The organism is Haloarchaeobius salinus, assembly GCF_024464185.1.
In the GTDB taxonomy this organism is placed as follows: domain Archaea; phylum Halobacteriota; class Halobacteria; order Halobacteriales; family Natrialbaceae; genus Haloarchaeobius; species Haloarchaeobius salinus.
The window spans coordinates 1,197,133-1,214,004 of sequence record NZ_JANHAU010000001.1; the positions used below are offsets into that span (position 1 = coordinate 1,197,133).

Annotated in this window: 19 protein-coding genes and 1 tRNA gene; 10 read left to right on the forward strand and 10 right to left on the reverse strand. The window is 68.9% G+C overall.

Annotated features, from left to right (window positions below; genetic code table 11):
- Positions 1 to 77: 77 nt before the first annotated feature.
- The 3 genes from NO345_RS06100 to NO345_RS06110 all read right to left on the reverse strand — a co-directional run bounded on the left by NO345_RS06100 (position 78) and on the right by NO345_RS06110 (position 4,225).
- Positions 78 to 587, reverse strand: a complete 510-nt coding sequence (locus NO345_RS06100) for a DUF6789 family protein (protein ID WP_256297408.1) — start codon at positions 585 to 587, stop codon at positions 78 to 80.
- Positions 588 to 675: 88 nt separating this feature from the next.
- Positions 676 to 1,515, reverse strand: a complete 840-nt coding sequence (locus NO345_RS06105; protein WP_256297410.1) for a phosphatase PAP2 family protein — start codon at positions 1,513 to 1,515, stop codon at positions 676 to 678.
- A gap of 40 nt (positions 1,516 to 1,555) precedes the next feature.
- Positions 1,556 to 4,225, reverse strand: a complete 2,670-nt coding sequence (locus NO345_RS06110; RefSeq protein ID WP_256297412.1) for an AAA domain-containing protein — start codon at positions 4,223 to 4,225, stop codon at positions 1,556 to 1,558.
- A 104-nt stretch (positions 4,226 to 4,329) separates the two neighbouring features.
- On the opposite strand from NO345_RS06110, the gene NO345_RS06115 reads away from it, so the two are divergent.
- From NO345_RS06115 to NO345_RS06130, 4 genes are all read left to right on the forward strand, one after another.
- The gene (locus NO345_RS06115; RefSeq protein ID WP_256297414.1) at positions 4,330 to 4,848 is read left to right on the forward strand and encodes a hypothetical protein; all 519 of its coding nucleotides are present in this window, start codon (positions 4,330 to 4,332) and stop codon (positions 4,846 to 4,848) included.
- 84 nt (positions 4,849 to 4,932) lie between these two features.
- Positions 4,933 to 5,484, forward strand: coding sequence for a hypothetical protein (locus tag NO345_RS06120; RefSeq protein ID WP_256297415.1), 552 nt, complete (start codon positions 4,933 to 4,935; stop codon positions 5,482 to 5,484).
- Positions 5,485 to 5,554: 70 nt separating this feature from the next.
- Positions 5,555 to 5,938, forward strand: a complete 384-nt coding sequence (locus tag NO345_RS06125) for a nuclear transport factor 2 family protein (RefSeq protein ID WP_256297417.1) — start codon at positions 5,555 to 5,557, stop codon at positions 5,936 to 5,938.
- A 1-nt stretch (position 5,939) separates the two neighbouring features.
- Complete coding sequence (locus NO345_RS06130; RefSeq protein ID WP_256297419.1) at positions 5,940 to 6,179, forward strand: DUF8527 family protein; 240 nt, start codon at positions 5,940 to 5,942, stop codon at positions 6,177 to 6,179.
- Between the two features lie 17 nt (positions 6,180 to 6,196).
- Here the strand turns inward: NO345_RS06130 and NO345_RS06135 are convergent, their stop codons facing one another.
- Together NO345_RS06135 and NO345_RS06140 are read right to left on the reverse strand one after the other, a co-directional pair.
- Complete coding sequence (locus tag NO345_RS06135) at positions 6,197 to 7,159, reverse strand: zinc-dependent metalloprotease (RefSeq protein WP_256297421.1); 963 nt, start codon at positions 7,157 to 7,159, stop codon at positions 6,197 to 6,199.
- Positions 7,160 to 7,212: 53 nt separating this feature from the next.
- Entirely contained in the window at positions 7,213 to 7,506 is a 294-nt protein-coding gene (locus NO345_RS06140; RefSeq protein WP_256297423.1) for a hypothetical protein, read from the reverse strand.
- 98 nt (positions 7,507 to 7,604) lie between these two features.
- Here NO345_RS06140 and NO345_RS06145 point away from each other — a divergent pair, with 98 nt between their 5' ends.
- The 5 genes from NO345_RS06145 to NO345_RS06165 all read left to right on the forward strand — a co-directional run bounded on the left by NO345_RS06145 (position 7,605) and on the right by NO345_RS06165 (position 11,341).
- On the forward strand, positions 7,605 to 8,669 hold the full coding sequence (locus NO345_RS06145; protein ID WP_256297425.1) for a M20/M25/M40 family metallo-hydrolase: 1,065 nt from the start codon (positions 7,605 to 7,607) through the stop codon (positions 8,667 to 8,669).
- A 62-nt stretch (positions 8,670 to 8,731) separates the two neighbouring features.
- Positions 8,732 to 8,926, forward strand: a complete 195-nt coding sequence (locus NO345_RS06150; RefSeq protein ID WP_256297427.1) for an LSM domain-containing protein — start codon at positions 8,732 to 8,734, stop codon at positions 8,924 to 8,926.
- The gene (locus NO345_RS06155; protein WP_089735067.1) at positions 8,923 to 9,096 is read left to right on the forward strand and encodes a 50S ribosomal protein L37e; all 174 of its coding nucleotides are present in this window, start codon (positions 8,923 to 8,925) and stop codon (positions 9,094 to 9,096) included. The genes NO345_RS06150 and NO345_RS06155 overlap by 4 nt, the downstream gene beginning before the upstream one ends.
- Before the next feature lie 157 nt (positions 9,097 to 9,253).
- Positions 9,254 to 10,735, forward strand: a complete 1,482-nt coding sequence (purF, locus tag NO345_RS06160; RefSeq protein WP_256297428.1) for an amidophosphoribosyltransferase — start codon at positions 9,254 to 9,256, stop codon at positions 10,733 to 10,735.
- Between the two features lie 69 nt (positions 10,736 to 10,804).
- Positions 10,805 to 11,341, forward strand: coding sequence for a GNAT family N-acetyltransferase (locus NO345_RS06165; RefSeq protein ID WP_256297429.1), 537 nt, complete (start codon positions 10,805 to 10,807; stop codon positions 11,339 to 11,341).
- A 13-nt stretch (positions 11,342 to 11,354) separates the two neighbouring features.
- Here NO345_RS06165 and NO345_RS06170 read toward each other — a convergent pair whose 3' ends face one another.
- The 4 genes from NO345_RS06170 to NO345_RS06185 form a co-directional block, all read right to left on the reverse strand.
- Positions 11,355 to 11,924: a DUF420 domain-containing protein gene (locus NO345_RS06170; protein ID WP_256297430.1), complete on the reverse strand. Its 570-nt coding sequence runs from the start codon at positions 11,922 to 11,924 to the stop codon at positions 11,355 to 11,357.
- Between the two features lie 32 nt (positions 11,925 to 11,956).
- Positions 11,957 to 12,862, reverse strand: a complete 906-nt coding sequence (locus NO345_RS06175; protein WP_256297431.1) for a plastocyanin/azurin family copper-binding protein — start codon at positions 12,860 to 12,862, stop codon at positions 11,957 to 11,959.
- Complete coding sequence (locus NO345_RS06180) at positions 12,814 to 14,610, reverse strand: PA14 domain-containing protein (RefSeq protein ID WP_256297432.1); 1,797 nt, start codon at positions 14,608 to 14,610, stop codon at positions 12,814 to 12,816. The genes NO345_RS06175 and NO345_RS06180 overlap by 49 nt, the downstream gene beginning before the upstream one ends.
- Positions 14,611 to 14,794: 184 nt before the next feature.
- Positions 14,795 to 14,879: transfer RNA gene (locus NO345_RS06185), tRNA-Leu, on the reverse strand.
- A gap of 152 nt (positions 14,880 to 15,031) precedes the next feature.
- Between NO345_RS06185 and NO345_RS06190 the strand changes: the two genes are divergently transcribed.
- Positions 15,032 to 15,544, forward strand: coding sequence for a helix-turn-helix domain-containing protein (locus tag NO345_RS06190; RefSeq protein WP_256297433.1), 513 nt, complete (start codon positions 15,032 to 15,034; stop codon positions 15,542 to 15,544).
- Positions 15,545 to 15,607: 63 nt separating this feature from the next.
- Here NO345_RS06190 and glyA read toward each other — a convergent pair whose 3' ends face one another.
- Complete coding sequence (glyA, locus tag NO345_RS06195) at positions 15,608 to 16,855, reverse strand: serine hydroxymethyltransferase (protein ID WP_256297434.1); 1,248 nt, start codon at positions 16,853 to 16,855, stop codon at positions 15,608 to 15,610.
- Positions 16,856 to 16,872: the final 17 nt, after the last annotated feature.

The window sequence follows — 16,872 nt, forward strand, 5'->3', positions numbered from 1 at the left end:
CGTTGCTGTTCAGGATGTCAGCGTCGTCGGCGGATTCGAAGTCCGTCACGGCGTCGAAGTGGAACCGGTTCTACGGATCAGACGGCGATGTCGGGGGTCTCGCGGTGGCCGGTCAGCCGCCCGGCGACGAAGCCGAGCAGGTAGCCGTACGTGATGTGGGTGGCGATGGACGTGACGACGAACACCGCGAGGTCCATCCCGGAGTACATGCTCCCGAACGCGACGACGAAACCAGTCCAGAGCACGAGCGCGAAGACGACGCCCTGTCTGGCACGGGTCCCACCCGGCAGGTACGCACCGAGCGTGGCGAAGGTGAGCGGCCAGGCGAGCGCCCCGGCTCCGAGGAACATCGCCATCCCGAGGGCGACGTTGTCGGCTCCGACGCCCGCGAGCTCCGCGAGCGTCGCGAACACGCTGATCTCCGGCGCGTATATCGCGTTCACCGCCAGCAAGACGCCCGTCATCACGGTCGTGCCGACGATCCCGCCCGCGACCGCTCCCATCGCCGCCCGCAGCTCGTCCTCGCGTTCGGCCGTTCGGTCGAACTGCTCGCTCTCCTCTTCTGCACCCGAGTGACTGCTTGCCATGTCACGACGTACCACTGCCAGCGTGATAAACGATTGGCCGGTCTGGCGAAGGTGTTCGGCACCGAATTTATCCGGAGAATCGCCGCTTTCAGCCCGTGACGCGCTGGACGAGGTCGAACGCGTCGGCACGGTCGAGCAACGCGGGGAGTCCCAGGATGGCCGCGACGGTCGCCACCCCGACGACGAACTGCGCCGGCCGGTTGGTCTCCAGTGCGACCTGCACCGCGACGAGAACGACCGCGAGCACGATACCGACGGCGAGCAGGAACGCCCGCTCGGCGCGCCCGCGGTCCACCGGGAGCGGCCGTATCGTCCGGCAGGCCCAGACGCCGCCGAGACAGGACCCGAGGACCGCCACCGTCTGCGGGTCGGCCGCGGAGACCACGACGGCCGGCACGGCGACGACCGCGCCGAGGCCGTAGCCGACCGCCGGCCGGTCGCGCCAGAGCAGGTGCCCGACGGCGAGGACGCCCAGCCCGAGCGCCGCCCCCACGAGCACGTCACCGAGGTAGTGGACGCCGAGGACGACCCGCGAGAACCCGACCGAGACGGCGAGCAGGCCCGCAGCCAGGGCCTTCGGCGGCTCCTCGAACCAGTCGAACTCCACTGCGAGCCCGCCGTAGACGACGACCCCGGCGATGGCGTGCCCGCTCGGGAAGCCGTAGCCGTCCTCCGCGACGAGCATGACCGACTCCGGAGGGCGCGGCATCGCGAAGAGCTCCTTCAGGAACAGTACGAGCGCGAACGCGAGAAAGGCGTAGCCGACGACCGTCGCGGTCTCCTCGCGGCGGTACCCCCAGTAGACCAGCGCCAGCAGCACCGTCAGCAGGCCGGGGTTGCCGAGCGCGGTCACGGCCGCGTAGATATCGACGAGTCCGTTCGGGAACGCCGCCCGGATCGTCTCGCTCGCTGCCTCCAGTCGAACCATACCTTGCACGTTGCTCGGGGGTGAACTGAACCTTTTCGTTTCAGCGGTCCGCCCAGTCGACCATCCGGCCGTACACCTCGTCGGTCGCGAGCGTCTCGCTGTCGCCGACGAGCACGAGCGAGCGCTTCGCCCGCGTCAGCGCGACGTTCACCCGGCGGTAGTCCTCGAAGATGGGACTGTCGAGGTCGCCCGAGGCGACGAAGGAGACCACGATGACCTCCTTCGCCGACCCCTGGAAGCGGTCGACCGTGTCGACGGCGACGCCGTCCGGCACGTCCCGGGTTATCTCGGCGACCTGCGCCCGGAACGGCGCGATGACGCCGATCTCCTCGGGCTGCAGCCCGGCCTCGAGGTGGGCGTCGACCACCCGGCGGACCTCCGCGGCCTCGACGGCGTCGGTGTGACGGCCGTCGTCGCCCGGTGTGTCGACCATCGAGACGCCGTCCCGGAGCGAGTCGGGCAGCGCCCCCACGTCGACGTGGTCGAGGTCGGCGAGCGAGCGGCCCGCAACCTCGCCCGTCGCGGGCCGGAGCTGGCCGTCGTAGAACTCCCGCGAGGGGAACGCCTGGATGCGCTGGGACATCCGGTACTGCCGGTCGAGCAGCACGCTGGCCTCGGGGTGGGTGTCGATGAGACGCTCGAACAGCGACCGCGAGAGGTCGGTGTCGGCGCGGACGACCGGCGGGAGCTGCTGGTGGTCGCCGACGAGGACGAACCGGTCGGCGAGGTTGACCGCCGCGAGGGTGCCGGGCTCGGTGAGCTGGCCGGCCTCGTCGACGAGCGCCACGTCGAACGCCTGCTCGCGCATCACGGTCGAGCCGCAGGTCGCGGTCGTCGCGGCGACGAGGCTCGCGGACTCGAGTTCGCCGGCGCGCTCCTGCGGGTCACCGTGACGGCGCAGCCGGAGGTCCTGCATGTCCTCGCGGACGCCCGATTCCGTGCCGATGCGGACGATGTCGCCGAGGTCGTCGTTCTCGAACCCGGTGTCCCGAATCGCCTCCAGCGCGTTGTCCACCGCGCGGTTCGTGAACGCCGAGAGGAGGACGCGCTCGCCGCGTTCGACCATCGCCCGGACGGCCTGTGCGATGGTGTAGGTCTTGCCGGTCCCGGGTGGGCCGTGGATGAGCGCGCAGTCGTCCGCGGTGACCGCCATCCTGACCGCCTCGTCCTGTGCGTCGTTGTTGTCGACGAACGTCTCGTCCGTGGGTTCGAACGTCGGCGATTCGCGGCCGAACAGCACGTCCTTCCGGCGCTCGTCGCCCTTCAGCAGCGCGTCGTGGACCGCGGTGAGCAGGCGGGAGGGCCCGATGTCCGAGGGGTAGACGTCGAGCCGGTGGACGTCGACGGGCTCGTCGGCGGTGAGGACGATCTCCTCGTCACCGAGACGGTCGACCGTCGCGAGTTCGGAGTGGCCCCGGATAGGGTCGCCGTCGCTCGCCAGCACGTAGTCGCCCTCGCGTATCTTCGAGACGGCCGCGGACGTGCGCCGGGCCGTCAGCTCCCAGCGGCCGGCGGGGAGTTCGCGCTTCCGGACGGGTTCGAGGTCGACCAGCGCGCGGTCGTCGTCCGCGCGCTCGGCGGCGGTCTGTCTCCAGAGCTTCACGAACTCGTCGTGGGCCGCGTCGCGCTCGGCCTCGATGGCGTCGTAGGTGCGCTCGAAGTACTCGCGCTCGTCCTCGGGGATGGCGGTACCGATCTGGCCGGCCTTGGACTCCTGGTCCAGCCGGCCCGAGACGACCATGCAGGTGTCCTGCTCGAAGCAGTAGTCGCACCTGGCGTCGGCCTCGTAGCCCGTCGGCACGTCGGCGTCGAACTCCATCGCGGCGATCTCGTTGCGGGCGCGGACGACGAACTTCAGGAGGCCGTCGCCGATGGAGAACTCCTTCGCCGGCGAGAAGTCGCCGGTGAACTCGTCGCGGTCCAGGGCCTCGTTCTTCGTGTACAGCAGCGTGCCGGTGTCGGCGGGGACGCCGCGCTCCTGCAGCAGGAGGGCGTACGCCGCGGCCTGTATCTTGTCGTGGAATCGCGGCTCGCTCTTGAGGTTCTTCCCGGTCTTCAGTTCGACGGGCTGGCCCCGACGGATGGCGTCGGCCCGTCCCTTGATGCCGAACGTCTCCGAGACCAGCAGGCGCTCCGAGCGCCACTCGTCCTCGTCCGCCAGTCTGCCCTGCTGGAGCCAGCCCGCGATAGCCTGGGCGTTCTGGGCCACCTCGCGCTCGACGTCCTCGGCGGTGCGGTCGAGGAGGCCGAGTTCGAGCGCCTGCTCCGCGACGCGGTCCGACACCGCCTCGTCGAACTCCCGGCCGCGGAGCAGGTCGCCGAACACCTCGTGGACGACGGTCCCCTTCACGACGGGGTAGGCGAGCGGGACGCTGGAGAGCTTGTTCAGGTAGTACATCCGGGGGCACTGCACCCACTGGCGCACGTCGGTCACGTTGACGAGGAAGTCCGGCTCGACGACGACGTACGAGTCGCCCGTCGTCGAGTACGAGAGTTCGCCCTCGTACTCCTCCTGTTTCGGCTCGGTGACCAGCAGCTCCATCCCCGGTTCGAGCACCGCTGCGGTCTCGGTCCAGCGGCCCCACAGCGTGACGGTCGTCGGGGTGTCCTCGGGTCGCTCCAGCCCGACCTCCACGAGTTCACTGGTGCCGTGGCTCGTGTTCACCGACCGCTCCTCCCCGACCGTCGTGACGATGCCGCGAACGCTCACGCTCTCCCCTCGGTCGGCACCGTTCTTAAACGCTGGCTCCCGGCGAGGGCGATTGCCCGTGGCTTGACGGGGTTTGATAAGGCCCCGTCGGCAACCGTCCCGGTATGTCCAGTCCCGAGGACCGCGAGATACCGGTGTTGACCCCCCTGGCCGACGCGCTGGAGCGCGTCGTCTTCGCCGACTGGTACCGCTGGTTCGTGCGCGGGCTGCTGGTGGCTGCCGGGCTCGTCGGTGCGGTCCACCTCGTCCGGGCGACGACCGACCTGCTCGCCCTCTCCGCCGGTGGGGCCGAGCTCCTCACCGTGTTGACGAACGTGGTCGTCACGCTGTTCGTCCTCGCTGGCGCGCTCCAGCTCCTGATGCTGGCCCGTGGCGTCAGGCGGCGGGAGCTCGTCGTCGCCGAGTCCGCCGCCGGCGTCGAGGAGTCCGCCGAGGAGGTCAAGACCGCGGCGAAGGAGCTGGAGGAGACCGCCGCCGATACCGGCGACGAGGAGGTCGAGCGCGAGATATCCGACCGCGTCGAGCAGGTCGAGGAGCAGGCCGACGAGGTCAAGGAGAACGTCGAGGGTGTCAAGAACGAGTTGTACGGCCCGAAGCGGGCAGAGAACGACGAGGACGCCTGATTCGCGGACGCCGGGACTCCACCGGCGGCGGACACGGCTCTCGGCCACCGATACGTTCTTGCGACCGTACGAGCTAGCCCCAGTATGCGCGTTCGAGACTGGGACGACATCGTCGCGGACGTGGTCGAGTCGGGCGCGGAGCCCGAGGGCTGGCGCGCGGTCGCCGGCGACCGGGCGACCGGGCTCGGCGAGGACCTGTATCTCGGACACCCGGACAGCGGCGTCTACCACCTGAAGACGTACGCGAAGAACCCGTTCGAGGTCCACGGCGTCGGCACCCGGGTCGCCCGACGGCTGGACGACGAACTCGAACCCCTGTTCCCGACGAAGACCGACGGGAGCCGGTTCGCGGTGCAGTCCCCACCCGAGGACGAGGAGGAGGCCGAAGACGCCGCCAAGCGCCTGCAGGCGGTCGTGGAGGCCCACGCTGACGCACCGACGACGCCAGCCGATTTCTTCGACGACGTGATGGACGCGCTCGACAGCCCGGCGTTCGGGCCGATGGAGTTCGACAACTACGACCGACCGGAGGGGCTGGACGACCTCGCGACGACGTTCGCGGACGCAGAGGAGGTGCTGGACACGGAACTCGACGAGGTCATCGAGGACGACGGGGTCGACCGGGGGTTCCAGTGAGGGGGACGCGGCGGTGGTCGACGCCCCCGGGAACGGGGGTTTCAAACCCGCCGGGGCCGTTGCCCCGGGTATGACTCCCGAGGAGACCGTCCTGGACTACTACGAGGCGTTGCGCCGGGGCGAGCCGCTGTACCCGTACTTCGCCGAGCGCGAGGAGACGTGGAAGGCGGCCATCAGCACCGAGTACAGCGGCTACGACGCCGTCAGCGAGGCACTGCGAGAGCAGACACGCACGACCGACGAGTGGACCGTCGAGAGCGAGGCCCTGTCGGTCACCGAGAGCGAGGGGAGTGCGCTGTTCGACGACGCCGTTCGGATGGCCTGGACCGACACCCGGACGGGCGAGCGGTACGGCTTCGACTCGCGCTGGAGCGGCGCGCTCGAACCGGTCGACGGCGACGAGGCGGAGTGGGGGTTCGTCCAGATGCACGTGTCGGCACCGCAGTCCATCTGACATGGTCGGACCATCGATGACCGGCGAGGACCGTACGGTCGGGATGAAACGCATCCAGTTCGCGTTCGTCGTCATGGTCGCTGCGTCGGGCGCACTCGTCGCGCTGCAGGCGGAGGCGTCGCTGGCCATCATCGCGGCGGCGGCGGTCGGCGGGGCCGTCGTCGGTGCGGTGCTCTGGTGGTACCTCGTCAGCACGTTCCGTTCCTCGCAGCGGGAGACGGAGGCGCGGTCGCGTCGATAGAAGACCGCGGGAGCGACCTAGATACCCATCCGGCTGATCCACGTGCCGGGGTCGTCGAGCTCGTCGTCCGTCGGCAGGTTCTCGGGCGACTCCCAGACCAGCCCTGCGGCCTCCAGCCCGCGGAGTGCGGCGACGCCCTCGAAGAACGCCTTGCCGCGCTCGTACTGCTGGCGTTTCAGGCCGAGGCCGAGCAGCCGCTTCGCGAGCTTCGAGAGCGGACCGCCGCCCTGTCTGCGGGCGTCGACCTTCGCGCGGAGGTCGGCGTACTCGTCGTCGAACGCGTGGTCCATCAGGAGCTCGGCGTAGCCCTCGACGACGGTCATCGCGACGTTCATCTCGCGGAACGCCTCCCTGTCGAGCCCGCCGTGGGTGAGGTCCTCGAGGCCGTCCTCCATGCGCTCTTCGAGGTAGGAGGAGAGCCAGGGTGCCGCCCCGAACTCGGCGGCGTGGGTCACCTCGTGGAAGGCGATCCAGCGGCGGAACCGGGGGAAGTCGACGTGGAGGTCGGCCGCGACCTGCCGGATGTTCGGGTGGACGAAGTAGAGCGCGTGGTCGGCGTCGACCTCGTCGGCGAGCAACAGCGGGTCGTACTGGCCGAGGACGTTCCGCGCGAGGAAGCCCAGCATGAACGACATCGTCCCGGTGTTGACGGCGCGGGCGACGCCGGGGAGGAAGTCGGTCTGCTGGCCCTCGAGCGGTTCGAGCACGCGCCGGAAGGTGGCGACGTTGGCGTCGATCCAGTGGTGGCGGTGCTGTATCTCGATGGTGTCCGGCACGTCGAAGTCGATGGCGGCGACCTCTCGGACCCGGTCGCGCGCGTCCCGGACGTCTGTCGCGTAGCCCGAGCGTTCGGCGGCGGTCAGGGCGACCGAGCCCGGTTCCGTGCCGGCGCGGGCCGCCTCGACGACGGCGTCCCAGTCGATGGCACCCTCGCCGCTCCCGGAGGATGCGACCGCACGGACGCTATGGAAGAGGTTCACACGCCCGGATTGGGACCGCGGACGCAAAACGTTTCTGTGTAGTCGAGTCGTCGCTACTCCTCGATTTCGACCATCTCGGGCTCGAACTCGTCGATATCCTCCTCGGCATCGCCGTCGAGCGCCTTCTTGACGCCGAACGCGACGAGCACGAGCAGGAGGAGGCCGACGAGGACGGCCACGGGGCTCGGGCCCGGGAGGCCGGCGGAGCCGGAGTCGTCTCCCCAGTCGATATCGACCTCGTCGTCGGCTGCACCCTCCTCGAGTGCCTCCTCCTCGTCGCCATCGCCGAACGTGGGACCGAAGCTCGTGTCGCCGTCGAAGTGGAGCTCGAACAGTGTAATCTCCATACGAATCAGTTCGACGACAGTCGACTTATTGATTGTCCCTCCACGTTCGCACGGCGCGGGACCGTCGGGTTCAAACCGGGGCCGTTCCATCGACCGGTATGGACGAGCACGAACGCGAGTTCCTGATGGAGCTGCTGGAGACGCCGAGCCCGTCGGGCTACGAGACGCGCGGCCAGCGGGTGTGGGTCGAGTACGTCGAACAGTTCGCCGACGAGGTACACACGGACGCATACGGCAACGCGGTGGCGGTCGCAGAGGGGAGCGCCGACGCACCCTCCGTGGCGTTCACGGGCCACGCCGACGAGATCGGCTTCGCGGTCAACCGCATCGACGACGACGGCTTCCTCCACCTCGCGCCCATCGGGGGCTCCGACCGGACCGTCTCGAAGGGCCAGCACGTCACGGTCCACACCGGCGACGGACCGGTGTCGGGCGTCGTCACGCAGACCGCCATCCACCTGCGCGAGCGCGACAAGGACGAGTTCGAGGACATCACCGCACAGACCGTCGACATCGGGGCCGCGGACGGCGACGCGGCCCGCGAGACCGTCGAGATCGGCGACCCCATCACGTTCGCAAGCGGCGTCGAGGAGCTCATGGGCAGCCGCATCGCGGGCCGCGCGCTCGACAACCGCGTCGGCACGTGGGCGTCCGCCGAGGCGCTCCGCCGGGCCGTCGCGGCAGACGTCGACGCGACCGTGTACGCCGTCTCGACGGTTCAGGAGGAGCTCGGCGCGCAGGGCGCGAAGATGGTCGGAACGGAGGTCGACGCCGACGCGGTCGTCGTCGTCGACGTCTCCCACGTCTCGGACTACCCGGGCGGGAAGGCGGACAAGGCGGGCGACACCGAACTCGGCGGCGGTCCCATCGTCGGCCGCGGCGGCGCGAACCACCCGGTCGTCGCGCAGGCGGTGCGGAAGGCCGCGGCGGACGCGGACATCGACGTGCAGCTGCAGGCCGACCCGAACGCCGGCGGCACCGACGCGCGCTCGTTCTACACCGCCCGTGGCGGCGTCCCGACGCTGAACCTCGGCGTGCCGAACCGCTACATGCACACGCCCGTCGAGGTCGTCGACACCGAGGATCTGGACGCCGTCGCCGATCTGCTCGCCGCGTTCGCCGGCCAGAGCGGCGAGTACGACACGTTCGCCGTCGACGTGTAAGGGCGGCGACAACGCGTCCACGACTCGGTACGTTTATGAACGCGTCGACAGGCCGTGTGAGTATGAGTGAATCGAGTGGCAGGCCGCTTGACGTGCTCGAAGCCTCCGTCGGCGAGCAGGTCACGGTCCGACTGAAAGGTGGCGAGGAGTACGACGGCGAGCTCACCGGCTACGACCAGCACATGAACCTCGTGCTGGACCGAGGCGACAACACAACCATTATACGAGGCGATAACGTCGTTTCGATAACTCCATGACTGGTGCAGGAACCCCCTCCCAAGGCAAGAAGAACACCACGACGCACGTGAAGTGCCGACGGTGTGGTGAGAAGTCCTATCACGTGAAGAAAAGCGTCTGCTCCTCGTGTGGCTTCGGCAAGTCCGCCAAGCGGCGCGACTACGAGTGGCAGTCCAAGGCCGGCGAGTAACGCCCGATTCTCACTCGCGTTCTCCACCGACGCAGAGCCGTGGCTCCGTGCGTCGCACCCGGGATTATATCCACGAACGTGCATATATTTCCCCGGGACAGCGGCCAAGAGAACACAACCACGGGGATTTTTACCGTCCGGTACCTGACCCTCTCACATGACACACGGGTCGGGGCAGTCCCCGCACCGGAGCGGACCAACCGAGAAGTGCGGCGTCGTCGGCGTCGCGCTCGCCGACCGCGCCGCCGCGCGGCCGCTGTACTACTCCCTCTACGCGCTCCAGCACCGCGGGCAGGAGTCCGCGGGCATCGTCACCCACGACGGGTTCCAGCAGCACGACCACGTCGAGATGGGACTCGTCGGCGACGCCTTCGACGAGGCCGACATCGACCGGCTCAACGGTGAGTCCGGGATCGGCCACGTGCGCTATCCGACCGCCGGGAGCGTCGACAAGTCCTGCGCACAGCCGTTCACCGTCTCGTTCAAGTCGGGCTCGCTCGCGCTCTCGCACAACGGCAACCTCGTCAACGCCGACGAGATCCGCGACGAGCTGGCGGGCATGGGACACGCGTTCACCTCCGACGGCGACACCGAGGTCATCGCCCACGACCTCGCGCGGAACCTGCTGGAGGCCGACCTCGTACGGGCGGTCAAGCGCACGATGAGCCGCATCCACGGCTCGTACTCGCTGACCATCATGCACGACGAGACGGTGCTCGGCGTCCGCGACCCCGAGGGCAACCGTCCGCTCTGCATCGGCGAGATCGAGGACGGCTACGTGCTCGCCTCCGAATCGGCTGCCATCGACACGCTCGACGGCGACCTGGTCCGAGACGTGAACCCCGGCGAGCTCGTCGTCCTCCACGAGGACGGCTCCGGCTTCGACTCCTACCAGCTCGTCGAGCAGGAGAACACCGCGCACTGCTTCTTCGAGCACGTCTACTTCGCCCGGCCCGACTCCGTCATCGACGACGAGCTCGTCTACGAGGTGCGGCGCGAGCTCGGACGCCACCTCTGGGACGAGTCCGGCATCGAGACCGACGTCGTGATGCCCGTACCCGACTCCGGGCGTGCGTTCGCCTCCGGCTACGCCGAGGCCGCACAGGAGGCAGGGGCCGGCACCGAGTTCGCGGAGGGGCTGATGAAGAACCGCTACGTCGGCCGGACGTTCATCATGCCCACCCAGGACGAGCGCGAGCGCGCCGTCCGCCTGAAGCTCAATCCCATCAAGTCCACCGTCGAGGGCAAGACCGTCACGCTCATCGACGACTCCATCGTCCGCGGGACGACCTCGACCCAGCTCGTCGCCCTGCTCAAGGACTGCGGGGCCGAGGAGGTCCACATGCGCATCGGCGCACCGCCCATCGTCGCGCCCTGCTACATGGGCATCGACATGGCGACACGGGAGGAGCTCATCGCCGCGGGTCAGGACGTCGCGGACATCCAGGCGGAGATCGAGGCGGACTCGCTCGCGTACCTCTCCATCGACGCCGTCGCGGACGCCCTGAACCGCTCGCGGGCCGACCTCTGTCTCGGCTGCGTCACCGGCGAGTACCCGTACGACATCGAGGGCGAATCGACCGACCGCGAGGTCGAACGACCCGTCATCGAGGGGCAGGACCTCGCCGCCGACGACTGAGGCCACCCCGCGGGGATTGCTACCACACGTTGTCACTCGTTTAAGAACCGCCGAGGCGGACGTTCGTGTATGCCCGGAGCAGTCTTCCTGGAGGGCGACGACGTCGACCTCTGCACCATCGAGAAAGCGGATGCGGCGTTCGTCACCGAGGCCCTGAACGACCCCGAGGTGCGGGTCCCACTCGGCATCGCCGAGCCGAAGAACGAGACACAGCACGAGGAGTGGATCGAGGAGCAGGTGTCGAGCGACGAGGGCTTCAACCTGCTCGTGGTCGCCGACGACGAGCCCATCGGCGTCATCAACTCGAACTGGTTGAGCGAACGCCACGGCCACGCGGTCATGTCGGCGTGGCTCGCGGCCGACGCCCAGGGCCAGGGCTACGGCGCGGACGCGACTAGCACGTTCGTCGACTTCCTGATGAACGAACGGCGGATGCAGACGGTCCGCGCCGAAGCGTTCGCGTTCAACGAGGCGTCCAACGCGATGCTGCAGTCCATCGGCATGGAGCGCGTCGGCTCCATCCCGAACTGGGCGTTCGTCGACGGCGAGTACCACGACTCGCACATCTACGCCGTCACGGCCGAGCAGTGGCGGAACCGGCGCTGAGTGCCCGGCTCGCTCAGTAGACGCTCGCCGGCACCAGGTACAGCAGCACGTAGACGACCGTGCCGAGGACGAACGAGATCAGCCACAGCGGGGCGGCGATCCGCCCGACCTTCGGGTGCGCCGTCTCGGAGAGCTCGCTCATCGGTCGGGTCACCGCGAGGAGGAGGACGTAGTACAGCAACGGGATACACGCGATGGCGAGTATCATGTGGATCGCCAGGATGGCGAGGTACGCCAGCTCCGCGACGCCCGAGCCCGGGAACGTGTTCGGGCCCTTCAGCGCCACCTTGTAGAGGTAGAGCGCGAGGAACGCGACGAACAGGACCGTCGCCGAGAGCATCAGCTTCCGGTGGCGGTCGTACTGGCCCTGCTTGATGGCGCGCAGTCCCGCGAGGATGACGACGACCGCGACGACGCTGATGGCCGCGTTCACGTGCGGGATGGCCGAGAGCACCCACTCCGGAGCCGCCGGTAGCAGCGCCTTCGGGATGAGCTGCCGTGCAGCGCCGAAGACGAGCGCCAGCGAGACGATGGAGAAGACGGCGGTCACCGCCGGGACGTTCCGCTTGACCGTCTGTTGCATACCCGGGTCTCGGGGCGGGACGCCCAAAGCCGTTACTCAGTCGCCTCGACGAGGAGGACACCCTGCTCGCCGAGGCTCTCGTGGGGCTGGCAGACGAACTCGTAGCGGCCGGTCGCCTCGAAGGTGTGCGTTCGTTCGTGGCCGGCGTTGAACACGACCCCGTCCTCGTTCGTCCACGTCGAGTCCTCGGGCATCGTCCCCATGTGAACGTTGTGGTTGTCCGACTCCCAGACGAACGTCACCCGCGTTCCGGGCGGGACGCTCACCGGGCGCTCGGTGCCGGGCTCGAAGACGTAGTCGCCGCCGGCACCGACGCGGATCTCCGCGGTGCCGTCGTCGCCGAGGGTGACCGGCTCGTCGGAGCCCGGCTGCTCGGTTCCGGTCTCCGGCGGCCGGCCCGTCTCGTTCACGACGATCTCGCCACGCATGCCGAGGGAGTGGTGTGGCTCGCAGTGGAACCGGTACTCGCCGAGTGTCTCGAACGTGTGGCGGTACTCGAATCCCTCGTTCTCGACGGGCTCGTGGCCCTCCCACTCCGCACCGTCCGGTGCGCTCTCGACGACGATGTTGTGGCTGTCGGAGGCCCAGTAGAACAGGACCTCGGTCCCGGGCGTGACGTACACGGCCTCGTCGGTCCCGGGCTCGAAACGGAAGTCGCCGTCCGGCCCGACCTCGATGACCGCACTCGCTCTCGACTGGCCGCCGTCACCGCTTTCGTCGTCGGTCGACGGCTCGGACTCGGTCGACGGTTCGGGTTCGGACGTCGTCGCCGGTGGCTCGGTGGTGGCAGTCGGGGTCGCGGTCGGCGTGTCCGTCGGCGTCCCGTCGCCGCCACCGTCCGAGCTACAGCCCGCGAGCGAGCCGAGGAGGAGCGCCGTGCCGGTTGCTTTCAGTACTCCGCGCCGTCGCTTCGCTGGTACGTCGTCGTCGTCGTGCATCGGGGACCAATCCTCGGTTCGTCTACTTGGTCGCCGGTAAAAATACCCCCGAACGTGTTCCCAGCGGCTGGGAACCGAACCGCCGGCGAACCCTGCACTGTCAGGCTGGACAGCGACGCGGCGCTGTCGTTCCTGACCAGTACGCTGTCGGGAATCTGCTCCCTTCCGAAGCCCGGACCTGCCCAGAACACCGACAACGACTCCTGGCCGGTCCGTTCGAAGAACGTGACGGTGATGCGGTGGGTGCCAGCCTCCAGGTCGATGGTGCCCGACTCCTCCTCGTAGGGGTGGGTGCCGTCGTTGTCGACGACGACCTCGTTGCCGATCTCCAGTCGGCTGCCGTCGTCCGACCCGGTCCAGAACGTGTACTGGCCGTCCTCGGGCACCTCGACGTAGCCGGTGTAGCGGACGGCGAACTCGTCGTCCCGCTCCCGGACCGAGATGTCGAAGTTGGTGCTCGTGCCGGTCGTCTCCGGCGAGAGGCCGTCGAAGTTCGGCAGGCTGTTCCAGTAGCCCTCGTGGTACTCGTACTCGAGGCCCTGCGTGGTACTCCCCGGCGAGTCCGGCGCGCGGAGGTCCTCGACGGCCACGGTCTGGCTGGTCGTGTCGCTCCGTCCGCTCGACCCCTGGACGGTCAGGCTGACGGTCCGGTCGCCGTCAGACGTGTACTCGTGGTCGACCGTCGGTCCGCTCGTGGTCGTCGTGTTCCCGTCGCCGAACTCCCACTCGTAGGACTGGACCGTGCCGCCATCATCGCGGGACGACCCGGCGTCGAACGAGCAGTTGTAGCCGACACAGGTCGCGTCGAACGCGGCGACGGTCGACGGCTGGGTGTAGAGCGCGCTTGCCGGCACCGCCTCTTTGCCGAAGGTCGGTCCCTCCCACGACACGTCGAGCACCTCGCTGCCGGTGTGCTCGAAGTGCGTGACGGTGATCGGGTGTAGGCCCGCCGAGAGCGTGACCGTACCCGAGCGCTCGCGGGCACCGTGCAGCCCCCGGTTGTCGACGACCCGGGTCCCGTCGACGTACAGCTCGCTGCCGTCGTCGGAATTCGTGTAGAACGTGTACTGGCCGTCCTCGGGCACCTCGACGTAGCCCGTGAATCGGAAGGCGAACTCCGACCCGCGGTCGCGCAGCGAGATGTCGAACGTGCTGGTCGGGCCGGTCCGCTTCGGCGTCTCGCTCGCGAAGTTCGGCATCGAACTGTACTGGCCGCTCGCCTCGTAGTACTCGTAGGTGAGCCCCTGGGCCAGCCCGACGGACGGGGCGGCGTCGGTCGGCACCCGGTACTCGGCGAGGATGGCGGTCCGGCCGTCGTCGCCCGGTGCATCCCAGACCACCCGGACCGTGTCGCCCTGCCGGAACGCGGTCGGGTACGTCACGTTGCCCGCGACGGGGCTGTTCGTCGCGTTCAGCCGCAGGCGCTCGCCAGCCCGCATCTCGAAGTCGTTGCCGCCGACCCACGTGTAGTTCCGGCGCATCCCGCCGTCGGCCGGCGACACCTGTATCGTCACCGCCCCGGTGTTCGTGTTCGACAGCGACTGCCCGCCGCTGTGGGACACGTCGAGGACACCCGTCTCCGCGTCGTACTGGAACTCGAACTCCGCCTGCGGCGTCGGCTCGCCGAGCAGCCCGGTCAGACTCGTCCCTGTCAGGAACACCGCCCCGGCCGCGACGAACGCGATGGCGACGATGAGCACGACCGCGATCTGCGAGTTCAACCCCCGCTCGTCCATTCCCCCTTGCACCTCTATGCCGGAACTTGTCTTGGCGGCTACAAAAGTCGCGCGGCCGTTCGACCAGTAGTCTCCGCTGGCGAACGACGGCACCGTCGCTGTGCGAGTGGTGCGTCGGAAAGGAATATGCGTGGGTGCTGTCCGTCAGGAGAGCACCCGCATCGTACTGTGGCCGAGTTGGTGGCCACGTATGCGATGCGTGGGACCGGATTTGAACCGGCGGACCTCTACAGGACAGCGCCCTCAACGCTGCGCCGTTGGCCTGGCTTGGCTACCCACGCTCGCTGTGTCTTGCTGCACTCCTGCGTTTCACCGGGATAAATAAAAGCGTGTCCTTTTGCCGCCGCCGGAGAGGATGGTAGCGATGCGCAGTCGGCGTGACACGGAACAGCAAAGCGGGGTATTCAAATGGACTCCCACGGTAGGGGTTCGTATGGCGAAGTACTCGACGGGCGACTCGTCGGGTGGTGGCGACGGTGACACCTGCGAACTCTGCGGTGCGGCCAGCGACCGACTCCGGCTGGCGAACGTCGCCGGAGCGGAACTGGAGGTCTGTCCCGACTGCGCCCCGCACGACGACGCCCAGAAGACGACGAGCGGTTCCAGCGACGACGGCAGCAGCCGCGAACGCGGCGAGCGCAAGCGCAACGCCGCCCGGAACACGGCCCGCACCTCCAACTGGGACGGTGACACCTCCCACTGGGAGGAGGGCGGCACGAACTACGACGACGACCAGCTCCCCTACCTCGTGAAGGACTACGGCAAGACACTGACCGAGGCCCGGCAGGACGCCGGCCTCCAGCGGGACGAACTCGCCGAGGAACTCGACACCGATGAGGCCGACATCATCGCCGTCGAGCAGGGCCGGGCGGCGCGTGCTGGCATCGGCGGCGGCCTCATCGCGAAGCTCGAGGACAGACTCGACGTGCAGCTTTCGGAATCCTGAGCGGACTGCGGATTCTCGTTCTCACGCGGCCGCTCGACCGTGACCGCGAAAACGGACGCGTCGTTACTCGTACAGCGGGTTCGCGTCGCACAGCTCCGCGACGGTCGCCTCGACCTCGCTCTTGACGGCCTCGTCCTCCGGTGCGTCGACGACCTTCTTGATGCAGTCGGCGACGACCCGGAGGTCCTCCTCGTCGAAGCCGCGGGTGGTCAGCGCGGGCGTGCCGATGCGGATGCCCGACGGGTTGAACGCCGAGCGCGTCTCGCCGGGGACGGTGTTCGCGTTGAGCACGATGCCGGTGTCTTCCAGCGCCTCCTCGGCGTCGCCGCCGGTGGTGTCCGGGTGGGACGGCCGGAGGTCGACGAGCACGAGGTGGTTGTCGGTGCCCTCGGAGACGAGGCTGAAGCCGTGCTCCTGGAGCCCCTCGGCGAGCGCCTTCGCGTTCCGGACGGTCTGTGCGGCGTACTCCTCGAACTCGGGCTCCAGCGCCTCCTTGAAGCCGACGGCCTTGCCGGCGATGTTGTGCATGAGCGGACCGCCCTGCCCGCCGGGGAAGACGGCCGAGTCGATGTCGTCTGCGTACTCCTCGTCGCACATGACGATGCCGCCGCGGCCCGCGCGGATGGTCTTGTGCGTCGAGCCGGTGACGAAGTCGGCGATGCCGACCGGGGAGGGGTGCGCGCCGCCGGCGACGAGCCCGGTGATGTGGGCGATGTCGGCGAGATGGAGCGCGTCGGCGGCGTCGGCGGCCGCCTGGATCCGCTCCCAGTCCACCGTGCGGGGGTACGCGGAGTAGCCGGAGACGACGATGTCCGGCTCGAACTCCTCGGCCATCGTGTGGAGCTCGTCGTAGTCGATGTAGCCCGTCTCGGGGTCGACCTCGTACGACTCGACCTCGTAGAGCTGGCCGGTGAAGTTCGCGGGGTGGCCGTGGCTGAGGTGGCCGCCGTGGCTCAGCTCCATCGAGAGGATCCTGTCGCCGGGTTCGAGCATCGCGAAGTAGACCGCCTGGTTGGCCTGGGTCCCGGAGTGGGGCTGGACGTTGACGTGCTCTGCACCCCAGAGCTCCTCGGCGCGCTCGATGGCCAGGTTCTCGACCTGGTCGGCGTACTCGCAGCCCCCGTAGTACCGCTTGCCGGGGTAGCCCTCGGCGTACTTATTCGTCAGTGCCGAGCCCTGGGCCTCCAGCACTGCCTCGGAGACGTGGTTCTCGCTCGCGATCATCGCCAGCGTCTCGTTCTGGCGTGTGACCTCGCCAGAGAGGGCGTCTGCGACCGCCGGGTCGACCTCGCGGACGTGCTCGTAGTCCATGCGAGAACACCCGACCG

Excerpts from the sequence above, each read along its gene's own strand:
- NO345_RS06115 (WP_256297414.1), top strand. The coding sequence starts at position 4,330 with ATGTCCAGTCCCGAGGACCGCGAGATACCGGTGTTGACCCCCCTGGCC.
- NO345_RS06140 (WP_256297423.1), bottom strand. The coding sequence starts at position 7,506 with ATGGAGATTACACTGTTCGAGCTCCACTTCGACGGCGACACGAGCTTC.
- NO345_RS06150 (WP_256297427.1), top strand. The coding sequence starts at position 8,732 with ATGAGTGAATCGAGTGGCAGGCCGCTTGACGTGCTCGAAGCCTCCGTC.
- purF (WP_256297428.1), top strand. The coding sequence starts at position 9,254 with ATGACACACGGGTCGGGGCAGTCCCCGCACCGGAGCGGACCAACCGAG.
- NO345_RS06120 (WP_256297415.1), top strand. The coding sequence starts at position 4,933 with ATGCGCGTTCGAGACTGGGACGACATCGTCGCGGACGTGGTCGAGTCG.
- NO345_RS06100 (WP_256297408.1), bottom strand. The coding sequence starts at position 587 with ATGGCAAGCAGTCACTCGGGTGCAGAAGAGGAGAGCGAGCAGTTCGAC.
- NO345_RS06105 (WP_256297410.1), bottom strand. The coding sequence starts at position 1,515 with ATGGTTCGACTGGAGGCAGCGAGCGAGACGATCCGGGCGGCGTTCCCG.
- NO345_RS06165 (WP_256297429.1), top strand. The coding sequence starts at position 10,805 with ATGCCCGGAGCAGTCTTCCTGGAGGGCGACGACGTCGACCTCTGCACC.
- NO345_RS06155 (WP_089735067.1), top strand. The coding sequence starts at position 8,923 with ATGACTGGTGCAGGAACCCCCTCCCAAGGCAAGAAGAACACCACGACG.
- NO345_RS06175 (WP_256297431.1), bottom strand. The coding sequence starts at position 12,862 with ATGCACGACGACGACGACGTACCAGCGAAGCGACGGCGCGGAGTACTG.
- NO345_RS06190 (WP_256297433.1), top strand. The coding sequence starts at position 15,032 with ATGGCGAAGTACTCGACGGGCGACTCGTCGGGTGGTGGCGACGGTGAC.
- NO345_RS06145 (WP_256297425.1), top strand. The coding sequence starts at position 7,605 with ATGGACGAGCACGAACGCGAGTTCCTGATGGAGCTGCTGGAGACGCCG.
- NO345_RS06170 (WP_256297430.1), bottom strand. The coding sequence starts at position 11,924 with ATGCAACAGACGGTCAAGCGGAACGTCCCGGCGGTGACCGCCGTCTTC.
- NO345_RS06125 (WP_256297417.1), top strand. The coding sequence starts at position 5,555 with ATGACTCCCGAGGAGACCGTCCTGGACTACTACGAGGCGTTGCGCCGG.
- NO345_RS06130 (WP_256297419.1), top strand. The coding sequence starts at position 5,940 with ATGGTCGGACCATCGATGACCGGCGAGGACCGTACGGTCGGGATGAAA.
- glyA (WP_256297434.1), bottom strand. The coding sequence starts at position 16,855 with ATGGACTACGAGCACGTCCGCGAGGTCGACCCGGCGGTCGCAGACGCC.